The 14,807-nt window shown below is 62.9% G+C and carries 14 protein-coding genes; 9 read left to right on the top strand and 5 right to left on the bottom strand.

From position 1 onward, the window contains the following. From AT959_RS01650 to AT959_RS01640, 3 genes are all read right to left on the bottom strand, one after another. Positions 1 to 598, bottom strand: a 598-nt coding sequence (locus AT959_RS01650; RefSeq protein WP_157651188.1) for a response regulator, incomplete at its 3' end; no start/stop codon positions are given. Then, entirely contained in the window at positions 585 to 3,971 is a 3,387-nt protein-coding gene (locus AT959_RS01645; protein ID WP_066879937.1) for a hybrid sensor histidine kinase/response regulator, read from the bottom strand. The genes AT959_RS01645 and AT959_RS01650, both read right to left, overlap by 14 nt. A gap of 51 nt (positions 3,972 to 4,022) precedes the next feature. Next, positions 4,023 to 4,919, bottom strand: a complete 897-nt coding sequence (locus AT959_RS01640; RefSeq protein WP_083518142.1) for an NAD(+)--dinitrogen-reductase ADP-D-ribosyltransferase — start codon at positions 4,917 to 4,919, stop codon at positions 4,023 to 4,025. Between the two features lie 116 nt (positions 4,920 to 5,035). Between AT959_RS01640 and nifH the strand changes: the two genes are divergently transcribed. The 9 genes from nifH (at position 5,036) to AT959_RS01595 (ending at position 12,461) form a co-directional block, all read left to right on the top strand. After that, entirely contained in the window at positions 5,036 to 5,917 is an 882-nt protein-coding gene (nifH, locus tag AT959_RS01635; protein WP_066879936.1) for a nitrogenase iron protein, read from the top strand. A gap of 93 nt (positions 5,918 to 6,010) precedes the next feature. Beyond that, positions 6,011 to 7,483, top strand: coding sequence for a nitrogenase molybdenum-iron protein alpha chain (gene nifD, locus AT959_RS01630; protein WP_066879934.1), 1,473 nt, complete (start codon positions 6,011 to 6,013; stop codon positions 7,481 to 7,483). Between the two features lie 68 nt (positions 7,484 to 7,551). Next, complete coding sequence (gene nifK / locus AT959_RS01625; protein ID WP_066879933.1) at positions 7,552 to 9,120, top strand: nitrogenase molybdenum-iron protein subunit beta; 1,569 nt, start codon at positions 7,552 to 7,554, stop codon at positions 9,118 to 9,120. 53 nt (positions 9,121 to 9,173) lie between these two features. Continuing rightward, positions 9,174 to 9,401 carry a putative nitrogen fixation protein NifT gene (nifT, locus tag AT959_RS01620; RefSeq protein WP_066879932.1) on the top strand — a complete coding sequence of 76 codons (228 nt, stop codon included), beginning with the start codon at positions 9,174 to 9,176 and terminating at the stop codon, positions 9,399 to 9,401. 67 nt (positions 9,402 to 9,468) lie between these two features. Continuing rightward, the gene (locus AT959_RS01615; protein WP_066879924.1) at positions 9,469 to 9,660 is read left to right on the top strand and encodes a 4Fe-4S binding protein; all 192 of its coding nucleotides are present in this window, start codon (positions 9,469 to 9,471) and stop codon (positions 9,658 to 9,660) included. 77 nt (positions 9,661 to 9,737) lie between these two features. Further along, positions 9,738 to 10,469, top strand: coding sequence for a dinitrogenase iron-molybdenum cofactor biosynthesis protein (locus tag AT959_RS01610; RefSeq protein ID WP_066879921.1), 732 nt, complete (start codon positions 9,738 to 9,740; stop codon positions 10,467 to 10,469). Continuing rightward, entirely contained in the window at positions 10,466 to 10,729 is a 264-nt protein-coding gene (locus AT959_RS01605; RefSeq protein ID WP_066879914.1) for a DUF6129 family protein, read from the top strand. Before AT959_RS01610 ends, AT959_RS01605 begins: the two co-directional genes overlap by 4 nt. Further along, entirely contained in the window at positions 10,719 to 11,477 is a 759-nt protein-coding gene (locus AT959_RS01600; RefSeq protein ID WP_066879911.1) for a 4Fe4S-binding leucine-rich repeat protein, read from the top strand. The genes AT959_RS01605 and AT959_RS01600 overlap by 11 nt, the downstream gene beginning before the upstream one ends. A 15-nt stretch (positions 11,478 to 11,492) precedes the next feature. Continuing rightward, the gene (locus tag AT959_RS01595) at positions 11,493 to 12,461 is read left to right on the top strand and encodes a hypothetical protein (protein WP_066879902.1); all 969 of its coding nucleotides are present in this window, start codon (positions 11,493 to 11,495) and stop codon (positions 12,459 to 12,461) included. A 156-nt stretch (positions 12,462 to 12,617) separates the two neighbouring features. Here the strand turns inward: AT959_RS01595 and AT959_RS01590 are convergent, their stop codons facing one another. Both AT959_RS01590 and AT959_RS01585 read right to left on the bottom strand, forming a co-directional pair. Further along, positions 12,618 to 13,886 (bottom strand): putative Na+/H+ antiporter, encoded by a 1,269-nt coding sequence (locus AT959_RS01590; RefSeq protein ID WP_066879899.1) that lies wholly within the window; start codon positions 13,884 to 13,886, stop codon positions 12,618 to 12,620. 87 nt (positions 13,887 to 13,973) lie between these two features. Continuing rightward, entirely contained in the window at positions 13,974 to 14,648 is a 675-nt protein-coding gene (locus AT959_RS01585) for a thiopurine S-methyltransferase (RefSeq protein WP_066879896.1), read from the bottom strand. Between the last annotated feature and the right edge of the window lie 159 nt (positions 14,649 to 14,807).

Raw genomic sequence — 14,807 nt, 5'->3', positions numbered from 1 at the left:
TGGCGCCGGCAATCCATTGCAGCAGTTCTTCCGGCGCCACTTCCTCCGGGTTGGCGAAGTAAGCCTTGAGCAGCTTCCTGGCCAGCGGTGTCTGCCAGACCAGCTTGCCGTCGGCGGCCCGTACCGCCACCGTGGCCTGGCCGAAGGCATCGAGCGCCGAGCGGGCCTGCTTCATCTGGCGGGCGTTCTGCATGTGGGCGGCGATGCGGGCCAGCACTTCCGGCGGGCGGATCGGCTTGGTGACGTAATCGGCGCCGCCGGCCGCGAAGGCGGCGACGACGTGCTCGGTTTCGGTCAGCCCGGTCATGAAGACGATGGGAATGTGCTGGGTCGCGAAATCGGCCTTCAGCCGGCGCGCCACCTCGAAGCCATCCATGCCCGGCATCAGCGCGTCGAGCAGGATGACGTCGGGCAGGCTCTGCCGGGCGCGCTGCAGCGCCGATTCGCCGTTGGTGGCGACGAGCACGGTATGGCCGGCTTCATCGAGCGCATCGTGCAGCAGCGAGAGGTTTTCCGGAATGTCATCGACGATCAGGACGATGTCCGAAATGCTGTGGCCGAGCGGCATCGGCGGTTGGCTGCGGTCAACGGGGGGCATGGCTCATTTTCCTGAGAATTTCCTTCATGGCATCGAACTGGAATTGTCGCGCCAGATCGCGCAGGACGCGGACAAATTCGCCATGTTTCGGATCGAGGCGCTCGATTTCGGCCAGCTTGGTCAGCATGCCGCGCAAATAGCCGAGGCCGATCAGCTCGTCGAGCGCGGCCAGGTGTTCGCTGCCCGGCGCCACCAGCGGCGGCGGCTCGGCCGGGGCCAGCGGCGGCACCGGTGCATCGGCCGCCACCCATTGCAGGCCGAGCTTGCGGCCGATCCAGTCGAGCAGTTCATGGACGCGCAGCGGCTTGACGATGAAATCCTCGGCGGCGACGCCGGCGTCGTTCTCCAGCCCCTTGTCGAAGGCATTGGCCGAAAGCACGGCGATGTGGGCTGCGCTCAACTGCTGCCGGCGAATGCGGCGGATCGTTTCCCAGCCGTCGATGCCGGGCATGCCGAGATCCATGAAGACCAGGTGCGGCGCGAAGCGCGGGATGACCTGCAGCGCCTCGTAACCGCTGGCCGCCTGTTCGACGATGAAGCCGAGCGGCTCGAGCACGCTTTGCAGCATGTCGCGGTCGACCTTTTCGTTATCGACGACCAGGATGCGCTGGCGCACGCCGACGTAGCCGACCCGGTTGAGTTTCGGCAGTTCGCGCGCCGCCTGCGCCGAATGGACCTGCGGCAGGAAAAGCCGGATGCGGAACAGCGTGCCCTCGCCCGGCGTGCTGGTGACCTGCATTTCGCCGCCCATCAGGTCGGTCAGCATGCGGGCAATGGTCAGGCCGACGCCGCTGCCGCCCGCTTGAACCGTGCTGCCGCGGACAAAGGGCTCGAAGATGCGCTCAAGGTCGGCGGCCGGGATGCCGGGGCCGCTGTCGCGGATTTCGAAGACCGCCATTTCCCGCCGGCACTCGACCTTGAAGCCGACACCGCCGCGCACGGTGAATTTGACGGCGTTACCCAGCACGTTGATCAGGATCTGGCGCAGCCGTTTTTCGTCGGCCCGCACCACGGCCGGCAGTTCGCCGGCCGGCTGGTAGTCGAAGGACAGCCCCTTGTTGCGCGCCTGCAGTTCGAACATGCCGACGATCTGCTGCATGAAATCGGGGAAATCGAGCGCCTTGACGTCCAGCGTCAGCTTGCCGCCCTCGATGCGGGCGATGTCGAGGGTGCCTTCGATGACCGACAGCAGGTGGTCGCCCGATTTGCGGATGACGCTGACCGCCTGCTTGCGATGCGGCGGCACATTTTCGTCGGCATCTAGAATCTGCGCGTAGCCGAGGATGCTGTTCAGTGGCGTCCGCAGCTCGTGGCTGATCGCCGTGATGTAGCGGCTCTTCGCCTGGTTGGCCTGCTCGGCGACCAGCTTGGCCTTTTGCAGCGCTTCGTCGGTGCGCTGGTGTGATTCGATTTCCTGCATCAGCAACTGCGTCTGGCGGTTTGACTCTTCCTGCGCCACCTGCCGGCTCTGCTGAGTCAGCACCATCCACCAGGCGGCGACGCCGGACAACAGCAGCAAGGCGGCAAAAGCCTTGATGAAGCTGTCCTGCAGCGCAGTGATCAGCAGCGTCTGTTCGGCGCCGAGAGCGAGCAGTTCGTGCGTGTACAGCACGCCGAGGACCAGGGCGAGCACCGGCACGATACCGGTCATCAGCATCAGATAGTGGCCGAGCCCGGTTTCCAGATAGGGCAGCACCGGCGCCGGCAGCAGGCGACGGAGGACGGCATTCCATTGCGCCGTCAGGTTGGCTTCCGGCTTGCATAGATCGTGGCAGCGCGCATCGAGCGAACAGCACAGCGAACAGATGGCGCCCTGGTAGGCCGGGCAATGTGCCATGTCCTCGCCTTCGTAGTCACGTTCGCAAATCACGCATTTTTGGGCGTTGACCGCCGGAGTCGCCGCCGGCCGGGCCAGGTAATAACGGCCGCCGGTCGCCCAGGCGATCAGCGGCGAAATCAGCAAGGCCGAGAAGAGCGCGACGAAGGAAGCGTAAGGCTGGATGCCGGCGCCGAACAGGCCGACGAAAGCGCCGATCGACAGTAGCGAGGCGATGCCCATGGCGCCGACGCCGACCGGGTTGATGTCATAGAGGTTGCTGCGCTTGAACTCGATGCCCGGCGGCGACAGGCCGAGCGGCTTGTTGATGACGAGATCGGCGACCACCGCCGCCATCCACGAAATGGCGATATTGGAATAGAGACCGAGGACCTGGCCGAGCGCCTTGAAGACGTCGAGCTCCATCAGCAGCAAGGCGATCAGCGTATTGAAGACGACCCAGACGACGCGCCCCGGGTGGCTGTGCGTCAGCCGGGCGAAGAAGTTGGACCAGGCCAGCGAGCCGGCGTAGGCGTTGGTGACATTGATCTTCAGCTGCGAAACGATGACGAAGAGCACGGTGGCGGCGATGGCCAGCGTCGTGTTGTCGAAGACGTGCGAAAAGCCGATCAGGTACATCTGGTTCGGATCGACCGCCTTGTCGGCCGGCACCGCGTTGCGCAGCGCCAGCCAGGCGAGCAGCGCGCCGCCGAGCATTTTCAGGATGCCGGGCACGATCCAGCCCGGCCCGCCGACGACAACGCCGAACCACCAGCGGCGACGGTTGGCGGCGGTCTTTTCCGGCATGAAGCGCAGGTAATCGACCTGCTCGCCCATTTGCGTGACCAGCGCGATGCCGACGGTCAGTGCCGCACCAAACAGGTGCGGATTGAAGCGGCCGCCCTCCCCGTTCTGGCCGGCGTATTGCCACAGGCCGGCCAGCGCCTGCGGCTCCTCGACGAAGACAAAGGCGTAGGGCAGCACCAGCAGGCCGAGCCAGAGCGGCTGCGTCCACGCCTGCAGGCGACTGATCGCGGTGACGCCGTGGGTGACGAGCGGAATGACGACCAGGGCGCAGATCAGGTAACCCCAGGCCGGCGGAATGCGGAAGGCGAGTTCGAGCGCGTAGGCCATGATGGCCGCTTCGAGCGCGAAGAAGATGAAGGTGAAACTGGCGTAGATCAGCGAGGTGATGGTCGAACCGATGTAGCCGAAACCGGCGCCGCGCGTCAGCAGATCCATGTCCAGCCCGTGTTTGGCGGCAGTCTGGCTGATCGGCAGGCCGATCAGGAAGATGATCAGGCCGGTCGCCAGAATGGCCCAGAAAGCATTGATGAAACCGGCGTTGACCAGCATGGTGGCGCCGACCGCTTCCAGCACCAGAAAGGAGGCGGCGCCGAAGGCGGTATTGGCGACGCGCATTTCCGACCACTTGCGGAAGCTGCGTGGGGTGAAGCGCAGGGCGTAATCCTCCAGCGTTTCGCTGGCGACCCAGGTGTTGTAGTCGCGCCGGATCTTGACGACGCGCTGGACGGGATTGCTGATTTCAGAAGGCATGCCGGAAATTATGCATGATTCGCACCAGTCGGCGCCCGACCCCGGCCGTCGTCAGATTGTCGACAATGTGACATCGACGACGCCGCCGATGACCAGGAACTCGTCCTCCCCCTGCAGCACGCCGGGCAGCAGGCCGCAGTAGAAGAAAATCTTGCTCAGCGGCACGTTGACCGCAAGGATGTAGTCGCCGAACTCGCAGGCCCGCTCGCGGCTGCAGGTAAAGGAGCTGAGGTTGTTGAGCAGGATGACGTAACGGCCGCCCTCGCCTTTCTCCAATACCTCGTGATCGGCCATCCGGTTGACGCCGCGATACAGCGTGACGTGCCGGGCACCCGGATGGCGCAGCGCCAGGTCGAGCTGGCAGTAGGCGTAGACCAGGTCGAACTGCGCTTCCAGCGCATTGGTGCCATACAGCCCCTGCGAGCGCATTTCGAGATAGCGCCGGTAGGCATCGCCCGATGGATCGCGCAGCGACTGGCCGTGGTAGCGCGGCATCAGGCCGAAGCGCGACTCGACCCAGCCCTTGAGCACCGCCCCCTCGCGGCTGTCGGAATCGAAGCTCCAGCCGCGGATCATCCGTACATAGTTGGCCTTGGCCCGGCTCTGCCGCTGCCCGCGCCGTTCGCCGCTCAGCCCCATTTCCTCCGGCCGCTCCAGCCGGAAATGCACGGTCAGGTAATCGCGGAAGACCTCGGCCCTGGCCTCGGCCGGTACCGCGTTCAGGCGGCGGAAAAGATCGGCGTGCAGTTCGGCGACGCCGTCGATCAGCAAGGGGCTGGGGTGTTGCTGGTAAGTCAGGCCGCCGAGGACGACGGCCGGCAGATTGCAGCGATTGATCGGCAGGCGGGCGTCGCGCGGCAGCGTCGCATTGTCGTTAGCCCTACAAAGCAGAGGGGAATTGTCGGATGTCCGCACGCTGGCCAGCGCCGCTACATTTTCATTTTTCATCTAATAATCAATCGATTACGGTCTGCCAGTCGACCTGGCACGCAACATGCAGAAGGTGAGGTGCGACTCTCAATGATTCCTTCGCAAATCGACTGACAGACTAAGGAGATTACACCATGGCAAAACTGCGTCAATGCGCCATCTACGGCAAAGGCGGGATCGGCAAGTCCACCACCACCCAGAATCTGGTGGCGGCACTCGCTGAATCCGGCAAGAAAGTTATGATTGTTGGCTGCGATCCGAAAGCCGACTCCACCCGCCTGATCCTGCATAGCAAGGCTCAGACCACCGTGATGCACCTGGCTGCAGAAGCCGGCTCCGTGGAAGATCTCGAACTGGAAGACGTCCTCTCCGTCGGTTTCGGCGGCATCAAGTGCGTTGAATCCGGTGGCCCGGAACCCGGCGTCGGCTGTGCCGGTCGTGGTGTGATCACCGCCATCAACTTCCTGGAAGAAGAAGGCGCCTACGACGAAGACCTCGACTTCGTGTTCTACGACGTGCTGGGTGACGTGGTCTGCGGTGGCTTCGCCATGCCGATCCGCGAAAACAAGGCGCAGGAAATCTACATCGTCTGCTCCGGCGAAATGATGGCCATGTACGCTGCCAACAACATCTCCAAGGGGATCGTGAAGTACGCGAACTCCGGCGGTGTCCGTCTGGCCGGCCTGATCTGCAACTCCCGCAACACCGACCGCGAAGACGAACTGATCATGGCCCTGGCTTCCCGCCTCGGCACCACGATGATCCACTTCGTGCCGCGTGACAACGCCGTGCAGCACGCCGAGATCCGCCGCATGACGATGGTCGAATACGATCCGAAGCACAAGCAGGCCGACGAATATCGCCAGCTCGCCAACAAGATCGTCAATAACACCAACTTTGTCATCCCGACCCCGATCGAGATGGAAGAGCTGGAAGACCTGCTGATGGAATTCGGGATCATGGAAGCGGAAGACGAGTCCATCGTCGGCAAGACCGCCGCCGACCTGGCTGCCTAAGCACCACCCCGCAAGCTCCGGCGGGGGCGTTGCTCCCCGCCACTTTCAACCAGTACGTCGGCCACAGATTGGTGGCGACGTCAGGAGGAAAAAATGACGACTCTGTCTCGCGAAGAAACCGAAGCCCTCATTGCCGAGGTGCTTGAGGTTTATCCGGAAAAAGCCAAGAAGGACCGCGCCAAGCATCTCGCGGCCAACGATGTTTCCGTTGAACAATCCAAGAAGTGCATCACTTCCAACCGCAAGTCCCTGCCCGGCGTGATGACCATTCGTGGTTGCGCCTACGCCGGCTCGAAGGGCGTGGTCTGGGGTCCGATCAAGGACATGATCCACATCTCGCACGGCCCGGTCGGCTGCGGTCAGTATTCCCGCGCCGGTCGCCGCAACTACTACGTCGGCACCACCGGCGTCGATACCTTCGGCACGATGAACTTCACCTCCGATTTCCAGGAGAAGGACATTGTGTTCGGCGGCGACAAGAAGCTGGCCAAGCTGATCGACGAAGTCGAACAGCTCTTCCCGCTGCACAAGGGGATCTCGGTTCAGTCCGAGTGCCCGATCGGCCTGATCGGCGACGACATCGAGTCGGTCTCCAAGAAGGGCTCCGCCAGCATCGGCAAGCCGGTCGTCCCGGTGCGCTGCGAAGGCTTCCGCGGCGTTTCGCAGTCGCTCGGCCACCACATCGCAAACGACGCGATCCGCGACTGGGTCCTCGACAAGCGTGACGGCCAGCCCTACGAATCCACCCCGTACGACGTTGCCATCATCGGCGACTACAACATCGGTGGCGATGCCTGGGCAACCCGCATTCTTCTCGAAGAGATGGGTCTGCGGGTCGTGGCTCAGTGGTCCGGCGACGGCACCATTGCCGAAATGATGAACACGCCGAAAGTGAAGCTGAACCTGCTGCACTGCTATCGTTCGATGAACTACATCAGCCGCCACATGGAAGAGAAGTACGGCATTCCTTACCTGGAATACAACTTCTTCGGCCCGACCAAGATCATCGAATCGCTGCGCCGCATCGCTGCCTTCTTCGACGATTCCATCAAGGAAAAGACCGAAGCCGTCATCGCCCGCTACAAGCCGATGATGGACGAGATCATCGCCAAGTACAAACCGCGTCTCGAAGGCAAGAAGGTCATGCTCTACGTCGGCGGTCTGCGCCCGCGTCACGTCATCGGCGCCTACGAAGATCTCGGCATGGAAGTGATCGGCACCGGCTACGAATTCGGCCACAACGACGACTATGACCGCACGATCAAGGAAATGGGTGATGCCACCCTGCTCTACGACGACGTCACCGGTTTCGAGCTGGAAGAGTTCGTCAAGAAGCTGAAGCCCGACCTCGTCGGCTCCGGCATCAAGGAAAAGTACATCTTCCAGAAGATGGGGATTCCGCTCCGCCAGATGCACTCCTGGGATTACTCCGGCCCGTACCACGGTTACGACGGCTTCGCCATCTTCGCCCGCGACATGGACATCGCTCTGGCCAGCCCGGTCTGGGGCAACCTCGTGCCGCCCTGGAAGAAGGCTGTGGCTGAAGAAGTCAAGAAGGCCGCCTGAGTTAGTTCAGCACATCCTTAACCTTGCGCCCGTACCCGCAGATGAGCGGTGCGGGCAAGGAGATAGCAATGCAAACCGCAGAAAAGATCAAGCCCTGTTATCCGCTGTTCCGTGACGATGACTACAAGAAGAACCTGGCTGAAAAGCGCCAGCTCTTCGAAGAAGGTCATGGCCCGGACAAAGTTTGGGAAACCTTCGTCTGGACCACGACGCAGGAATACCAGGATCTCAACTTCAAGCGCGAAGCCCTGACCGTCGATCCGGCCAAGGCCTGCCAGCCGCTCGGCGCCGTCCTCTGCGCCTCCGGCTTCCACAAGACCCTGCCCTACGTGCATGGTTCGCAAGGCTGTGTCGCCTACTTCCGCACCTACTTCAACCGTCACTTCAAGGAACCGTGCTCCTGCGTCTCCGACTCGATGACGGAAGACGCAGCCGTGTTCGGCGGCCAGAAGAACATGTTCGACGGCCTGGCCAACGCCAAGGCCATCTACAAGCCGGACATGATCGCTGTCTCCACCACCTGCATGGCGGAAGTTATTGGTGACGACTTGAACGCCTTCATCAACAACACCAAGAAGGAAGGCCACATTCCCCAGGAATACCCGGTCCCCTTCGCCCACACGCCGTCCTTCGTCGGTTCGCACACGACCGGTTGGGACAACATGCTGGAAGGCATCATCCGTTCCTTCACGCTGAACTTCATGGAAGGCAAGAAGGTCGGTTCGAACGGCAAGCTCAACATCGTGGCCGGCTTCGAGACCTACCTCGGCAACTACCGCGTCATCAAGCGCATGCTGGGTGAAATGGATGTCGATTACACCTACCTGTCCGATGCCAGCGAAGTGTTCGACACCCCGGCCGATGGCGAATTCCGCATGTACGCCGGCGGCACGACCATCGACGAAGTCAAGGATGCGCCGAACGCCATCACCACCCTGCTGCTGCAGCCGGCCCAGCTGGAAAAGTCGAAAAAGTTCATCGAAAACACCTGGACCCATGACATTCCCAAGCTGAACATCCCGATGGGCGTGGAATGGACCGACGAGTTGCTGATGAAGGTCTCCGAGCTGACCGGCAAGGCGATTCCCGAATCGCTGGCCAAGGAACGCGGCCGCTGTATGGACCTGATCGCCGACAGCCACGCCTGGCTGCACGGCAAGAAGTTCGCCCTCTACGGTGACCCGGACTTCGTCATGGGCATGGTCAAGATCCTGCTCGAGTGCGGTGCCGAGCCGACCCACATCCTGTCCCACAACGCCAACAAGCGCTGGGGCAAGGCCATGGAAAAGCTGCTCGCCTCCAGCCCGTTCGGCGTCAATGGCAAGGTCTATGTCGGCAACGACCTGTGGCACATGCGCAGCCTGTGCTTCACGGACAAGCCGGACTTCCTGATCGGCAACTCCTACGGCAAGTACATCCAGCGCGACACCCGCTACAAGGGTGAAGAGTTCGAAGTACCGCTGATCCGCCTCGGCTTCCCGCTGTTCGACCGTCATCACCTGCATCGTCAGACCACCATGGGCTACGAAGGCATGATGTCCATCGTCACCCAGCTGACCAACGCGGTCCTTGAGCAGCTCGACAAGGAAACGATCGGCATGGGTACGACCGACTACAACTTCGACCTGGTTCGCTAATCAGGACCACCGGCGGGGCTTCGTGCTCCGCCGGTCCTGCAGGAGAGTGTCAAATGGCCAATATCATGATCCAGCAAGGCGCAAGCGGTGGGCTGGTTTTTTACCTTCCGAAGCGCGATCTGGAAGCTTCCATCGAGTCCATCGAATTCGATTCCCCGGAAAAATGGGGCGGCGAGCTGAAACTGGACAACGGTGGAACCTACTACATTGATCCGATCGCCAAGCCGCCCCGCCTGCCCGTTTCCCTGCGTGCCAAGCGCCTCGGCGCGGCCGAAGACTAAGTCCGTTGAAACCAGCCCGCCCCAGCCAGCCGATTAGCCAGCGAGGGCGGATTGAAAGGAGAGCATCATGGCAATGAAAATCGATCCCGACATGTGCACCGCCTGCGGCGACTGCAAACCGGTCTGCCCGACCAAGTCGATCAGTTCCGGCAAGATCTTTTTCAAGATCGACGGTGCAACCTGCACGGAATGCGACGGCCACAACGATTCCCCGTTGTGTGTCGATGTCTGCCCGTCCGGTTGCATCAGCCCGGCCTGAGCAAAGCCTTGAGCCGAACGCCAGCCGCAACGCAAGTTCGCCTGGCGTTCCACTGAAGACTTTCCCTGGAGCCCATCATGTCCGATACCCCCATCGCCTCCCGCGAAGCCGCGTTGCGCATCGCACTGGCCGCCCGTGCCCTGAATGGTCTTGATGTCCGTGCCCTGGTCGGGGCGCTGATCGAAAAGCTCGAGGCCCCCCTGACCGAAGCCAAGCTCGGTACGCTGACCGTCGAAGACCTCCGCGTCATCCTGGCCGGCGACTTTGCCGAACAGGGCTGCCATGTCGGCGTCGAAAGCGAAGCGCTCAAGGAAGCCGTCCGCCTGCTCTGGGGCCAGGGCGTCGAAAACAGCGACTTTCCGGCGGTCGACACCTACACAGAGGGCGAAATGCCCGGCTCGATCCGCGTCGCCATCGCTGCCAACCGCGGCGAGAACCTCGATGGCCACTTCGGCTCCTGCGAACGCTTCCTGATCTATCAGGTCGGCCCGCAGGCGATCAAGCTGATCGGCATCCGCAGCACGGTCGAAGCCGATGCCGCCGAGGACAAGAACGCCGCCCGCTCGGCGCTGATCAACGACTGCCAGATCGTCTATGTCCAGTCGATCGGTGGCCCGGCCGCCGCCAAGGTGGTGCGTGCCGGCGTCCATCCGGTCAAGAAGCCGGAAGGCGGCAAGGCCCGCGAAGTATTGGTCGAATTGCAGGGTCGCCTGTCCAGCCCGCCGCCCTGGCTGGCCCAGATCATGGGCGTGCCGTCGGCCTCGCTGGCCCGCTTCGAGGAAGAAATCGCCGCGGAGGAATCGGCATGATCACCCCCAGCCAACTCGTCCAGGTCGGTGAAGCAACTCATCTCGACGCCCGTGCCGCCTCGCTGCGCCAGCGCTTTCCCGACCTCCACTTCAGCGAATGTAGCGAAGACGATATCTCGCCGCGCTACGCCCCGGCCCTGACCCTCGACAGCTACGATCTTTACCTGATCAGCGGCGCCTCCGGCCATTGTCTCGAACTGACCAACGACTCCGCCTCCGCAACCGGCATTCTCGTAGCCGCCAAGGTCGATGAAGAATGAGAGCCGCCCCGCCGAGGCCGGTTTCGGCCGGCTCGGCCTGTGTTCCGGCTGCAGCTATTACCCGGACTACCTGAACAGCCACCGCTGCACGCCCGGCGACGCCTGCATCCGCGCCCACAGCGGCCGGCAGATCGATCGTTTCCTGCGCACCAATCCGGAACTGGCCCAGAACTACCTGAACGATATTTTCTGGGAGCGGCGGGCGATTGCCGCCCGCTATGCTGCGGTCGACCATATTTTTTCGCTGAAATCGGATGCCGACGAGGTGGTGCGCCGCGTCGTCGCTACCCGCCTGCCGGTCGACGAACTGATCGGCATGGTGCGCGACCCGGACCGCGAGGTACGGCTTTCGGTCGCCGCCCGCCTGCCCGAGCCGCTGCTTGTCCAGCTGATCAACGACCCGGATTACCTGATCCGCGCCACCGTCGCCCGCCGTCTGCCGCACGGCCAGCTCTCCAAGCTGGCGAAAGACCCGGAGCGCGAGGTACGCAAGGTGGTCGCCTCACGCCTGCCGCCCTTCGCGCTGCACATGCTGGCCGCCGACCCGGAACCGGAAGTCCGCGCCATCGTCGCCGAACGCGCCCTGCCCGGCCTCGCCGTCGCCCTGTTGCAGGACGAAGAGTGGTGGGTGCGGCTGGCCGCGGTCAGCAACGCGCCGCTCGAATTTCTGCCGCCGCTGGTCAACGATCCGGAAGTCGAGGTCCGCGAAGCGGCCCAGGCCCGGCTGGCCGAACCCAACATGCTTTGATAACGAGGAAGCCTCATGAAACAAACCCTGGCCTGGACGGAATACTGCAAGTCGCTCGCCCCTGCCATTGTCGAAACCTGTGCCAAGGTCTCGGTCAGCAGCGGCCCCGTCGCCCTGGTCAAGGCGCTCGGCGCCGCCTTGCCGGAATGGAAATTCCGCCATGCCCTGAGCCGCGGCGGCTGGTACCGCCTGGGCGGCATCCTCGACCATCAGGGCGAGCGCGTTTCCGACAACCTCGAAAGCTGGGTTGAAAATGCCCTCGATGAACGCGACGGCGACTTCGCCGCGCTTTGCGACGACTTTATCGACAAGAAACTCTACGCCACCCGGCTGGTCGGCCAGACTCACTATCTGGTGGCCTCGGCCGGCGACAGCACCGACGGCTTCCTGCAACTGGAGATTGAAGACCTGCAGGAAATGCGCGTACATCAGCTGTTCGCCAACGAACCAAGCACGCTGGAAGAACTGGTCGATCCGCGCGGCGGGGCCGACCAGCCGGTCCCGGTCGGCCTGCCTTTCTACACCTTCCGGCGCATCCAGCACATCGGCGCCTTCCTCGGCCGCATGCTGGCCCAGAAGCCGGAACCGGCCCCCATCCACCGGATGATCGATGACTGGTCGAAAAGCAGCGCCAGCAACACCAGCGCCTATTTCAACCACTGGGTGATCGCCACCCGCGAGCACCTCGACCGCTACCACCAGCCGGTTTTCCGCGCCCAGCCAATCGCCACGCTGGCCGGCGAGGCACCCGAGTTCGCTGCAGCCAGCGGCACCACCGGGCTCAAGCTGAACGAAGCGCTCAGCCATTTCGACCGCGAGAGCGGTTACCCGATGGCCTGGTATTTCCACATGCTGACCAGCAAGGCGGTGCCCTACTGGGTCGCCCAGGCGGTGGTCGAGGACTCGCTGGGCGGCTTCGCCTACCTGCCGCAACGCGACGTCGATGTCGTCCGCCACTGGCTGCACCAGCCCTACGCCCTCTGATTCAGTTAAGTGTCATTCCCGCGAAGGCGGGAATCCAGAAGCCGCGCGTTGACTGGGTTCCCGCCTTCGCGGGAACGACAAATTCAAAAATCATTGCCTTAACTGAACTGCATTGCGCCGATTGCGGGCCCTTGCTGCTGCTGGCACATGCGCCGGCTACAGCATCAGGAAAGCCAGCATCGCCACCCCGGTCGGCCCCAGCGCATAGAGGAAGAGGCCGAGCGGGCTGATCGATCCTTCGTCGAAGCTCGACTTCAGGATCGCCAGGCCGGCCGGGTTCGGCGCATTGGCGATGATCGTCAGGCCGCCGCCGGTCACCGCGCCGGCAATGATGGCGTATTTGAACTCGTTGGAAACGCCTTCGACCAACGAGGCCAGATAGGCCAGCGCCGCGTTGTCGGTCAGCGCGGTCAGGCCGGTGGCGAGGAAATAGAGCAGCGTCGGCTCGACGCCGGTCAGCGTACTCTGCAACCACCATTGCTGCAGGCCGCCGATGACCACCAGCCCGGCCAGGAAGAAGGCGACCAACAGCCCCTCGCGCAAAATCAGGCGATCCTGATAGCGTTCGTAGGCCTCGACATAGCCGAGGAAGAACAGGAAGAGGCCCATGAAGATCACTGGATGATGGGCGAAGAGCACGACGCCGAACAGGAAGGCGAGATGGATGCCGGCCACCCCGAGCGGCACCGGCGCGGCATCGCCAGCCTCCGTCTCCTGCCCCTTGCCGGCCAGTTCCTTGCGGAACAGCCAGGTCACCACGGAGGCATTGACCAAAACGGCAAGCGCCGCTTTCCAGCCGAAGGTGGCGAACATGAAGGGTGTATCCCACTGCCAGGTGGCCGCCACCATCAGCACCGGCGGCGCGGCGAAATGGGTCAGCGTGCCACCGATCGAGACATTGACGAAGAGAACGCCGATCGTCGCGTACTTCAGGCGATGCGACAGTTGATGCTGGAAATAGCGGTCGCGCAGCATCAGTGCAGCCAGCGTCATCGCCGCCGGCTCGGTAATCAGCGAACCGAACAGCGGCACCAGGCAGAGACAGAGAAAATAGCCGGCCACCGCCCGCTGCATGGGCATCACGGCGGCTACCAGCCGCACGATATTGATCACCGTGCTGACAATCGGCCGGCTGGCGGCAATCACCATCACGACAAAGACGAACATCGGCTCGGTGAAATTCCGGCTTTCGACATAGTCGACCGCAGCACTCTTCCCGGCGACCGAAATCATCACGATGACCAGCACGAAAGCCCAGAAACCAAAGACCACCTCGACTTCGGCCAGCAAGTGCCAGAGCCCGGCATGGCGCGGCTGGGCATGCGCCAGGTGGGCAAAGAACTTGGTCATGAAGGTGTGCAGCACGGCCAGCGCAAAGATACCGGCGGCAATCAGCTCGGGGGCGGAGACAGCTTGAAGATCCATGTTTTTCTTGAGTGATTCGTCGTTGCCCCACCATAGCCAACTTGCCTGCCCTTGGCAAATCGGCGAATCCCGGGCGGCCGGTCCTGACTAGGCTTGGCTTTTCGGCGTCAGCAGATAAACCTTCTGCTCGACGCGCACCGACTCGGCAATCGCCGGATCGGGATCGGCTTCGAAGACACTTTCGACGTGACTGAGCTGAATGTCGAAGTTGGCGGCATAGAGGCCGGCGATTTCATCGGCCACGGCAAAGGGCTGGCCGGCCGTTTCCCAGTCCTCCGGCTCTTCGGTGGTGAGCAGCAGCACCTTGCAGGCCGCCGGCACGATGCTGACGAGATGGGCCAGATAGGCGGCGCGGATGTCGTCCGGCAATGCGGTCAGCGAGGCGCGGTCGAAAACGGCGGCAATGTCGCCCAGATCGGCGGCGGTCAACTGGAAAAAGTCACCGCACAGGATGCCGATCCGGCCGTTCTCCCAGAGGGTCAGTTTGCCGACCTGGCGCCGGCTGGCCTGCAGCCGGTTTTCGCGAAAAAAGGCGCGGACGGCGAGCGGGCTCAGCTCGACCCCGATCACGCTATGCCCCTGCCCGGCCAGCCAGAGCAGATCCAGGCTCTTGCCGCAGAGCGGCACGAAAACCCGGTCGGAGGCCTGCAGACCGAGGCTGGACCAGAACCTGACCAGATGCGGATTGACCGTTTTTTGGTGGAACGCCGTATTGCGGTCACGCCAGGATTGTTGCCAGAGCTCGTTGTCGCGGCCTGTCATATCGATTCTTTCCCATCAGTCGCTGCATTGTTGAATCAGGAAATGTTCTGATCGAAAGACACAAGGCTTCGGCAGAAGCACCATGCAGCCCGAAAAGGCACTCGCGGCGAACGGCTCCAAAAACGGGCCGGACGCGTCGACAGTACCACCGAAAGTTGG

This window comes from Dechloromonas denitrificans (assembly GCF_001551835.1).
In the GTDB taxonomy this organism is placed as follows: Bacteria; Pseudomonadota; Gammaproteobacteria; order Burkholderiales; family Rhodocyclaceae; genus Azonexus; species Azonexus denitrificans.
The sequence above is the reverse complement of the archived record's forward strand: the minus strand, read 5'-3'. Positions and strand labels throughout refer to the sequence as shown.

Excerpts from the sequence above, each read along its gene's own strand:
- AT959_RS01645 (WP_066879937.1), bottom strand. The coding sequence starts at position 3,971 with ATGCCTTCTGAAATCAGCAATCCCGTCCAGCGCGTCGTCAAGATCCGG.
- AT959_RS01640 (WP_083518142.1), bottom strand. The coding sequence starts at position 4,919 with ATGAAAAATGAAAATGTAGCGGCGCTGGCCAGCGTGCGGACATCCGAC.
- nifH (WP_066879936.1), top strand. The coding sequence starts at position 5,036 with ATGGCAAAACTGCGTCAATGCGCCATCTACGGCAAAGGCGGGATCGGC.
- nifD (WP_066879934.1), top strand. The coding sequence starts at position 6,011 with ATGACGACTCTGTCTCGCGAAGAAACCGAAGCCCTCATTGCCGAGGTG.
- nifK (WP_066879933.1), top strand. The coding sequence starts at position 7,552 with ATGCAAACCGCAGAAAAGATCAAGCCCTGTTATCCGCTGTTCCGTGAC.
- nifT (WP_066879932.1), top strand. The coding sequence starts at position 9,174 with ATGGCCAATATCATGATCCAGCAAGGCGCAAGCGGTGGGCTGGTTTTT.
- AT959_RS01615 (WP_066879924.1), top strand. The coding sequence starts at position 9,469 with ATGGCAATGAAAATCGATCCCGACATGTGCACCGCCTGCGGCGACTGC.
- AT959_RS01610 (WP_066879921.1), top strand. The coding sequence starts at position 9,738 with ATGTCCGATACCCCCATCGCCTCCCGCGAAGCCGCGTTGCGCATCGCA.
- AT959_RS01605 (WP_066879914.1), top strand. The coding sequence starts at position 10,466 with ATGATCACCCCCAGCCAACTCGTCCAGGTCGGTGAAGCAACTCATCTC.
- AT959_RS01600 (WP_066879911.1), top strand. The coding sequence starts at position 10,719 with ATGAAGAATGAGAGCCGCCCCGCCGAGGCCGGTTTCGGCCGGCTCGGC.
- AT959_RS01595 (WP_066879902.1), top strand. The coding sequence starts at position 11,493 with ATGAAACAAACCCTGGCCTGGACGGAATACTGCAAGTCGCTCGCCCCT.
- AT959_RS01590 (WP_066879899.1), bottom strand. The coding sequence starts at position 13,886 with ATGGATCTTCAAGCTGTCTCCGCCCCCGAGCTGATTGCCGCCGGTATC.
- AT959_RS01585 (WP_066879896.1), bottom strand. The coding sequence starts at position 14,648 with ATGACAGGCCGCGACAACGAGCTCTGGCAACAATCCTGGCGTGACCGC.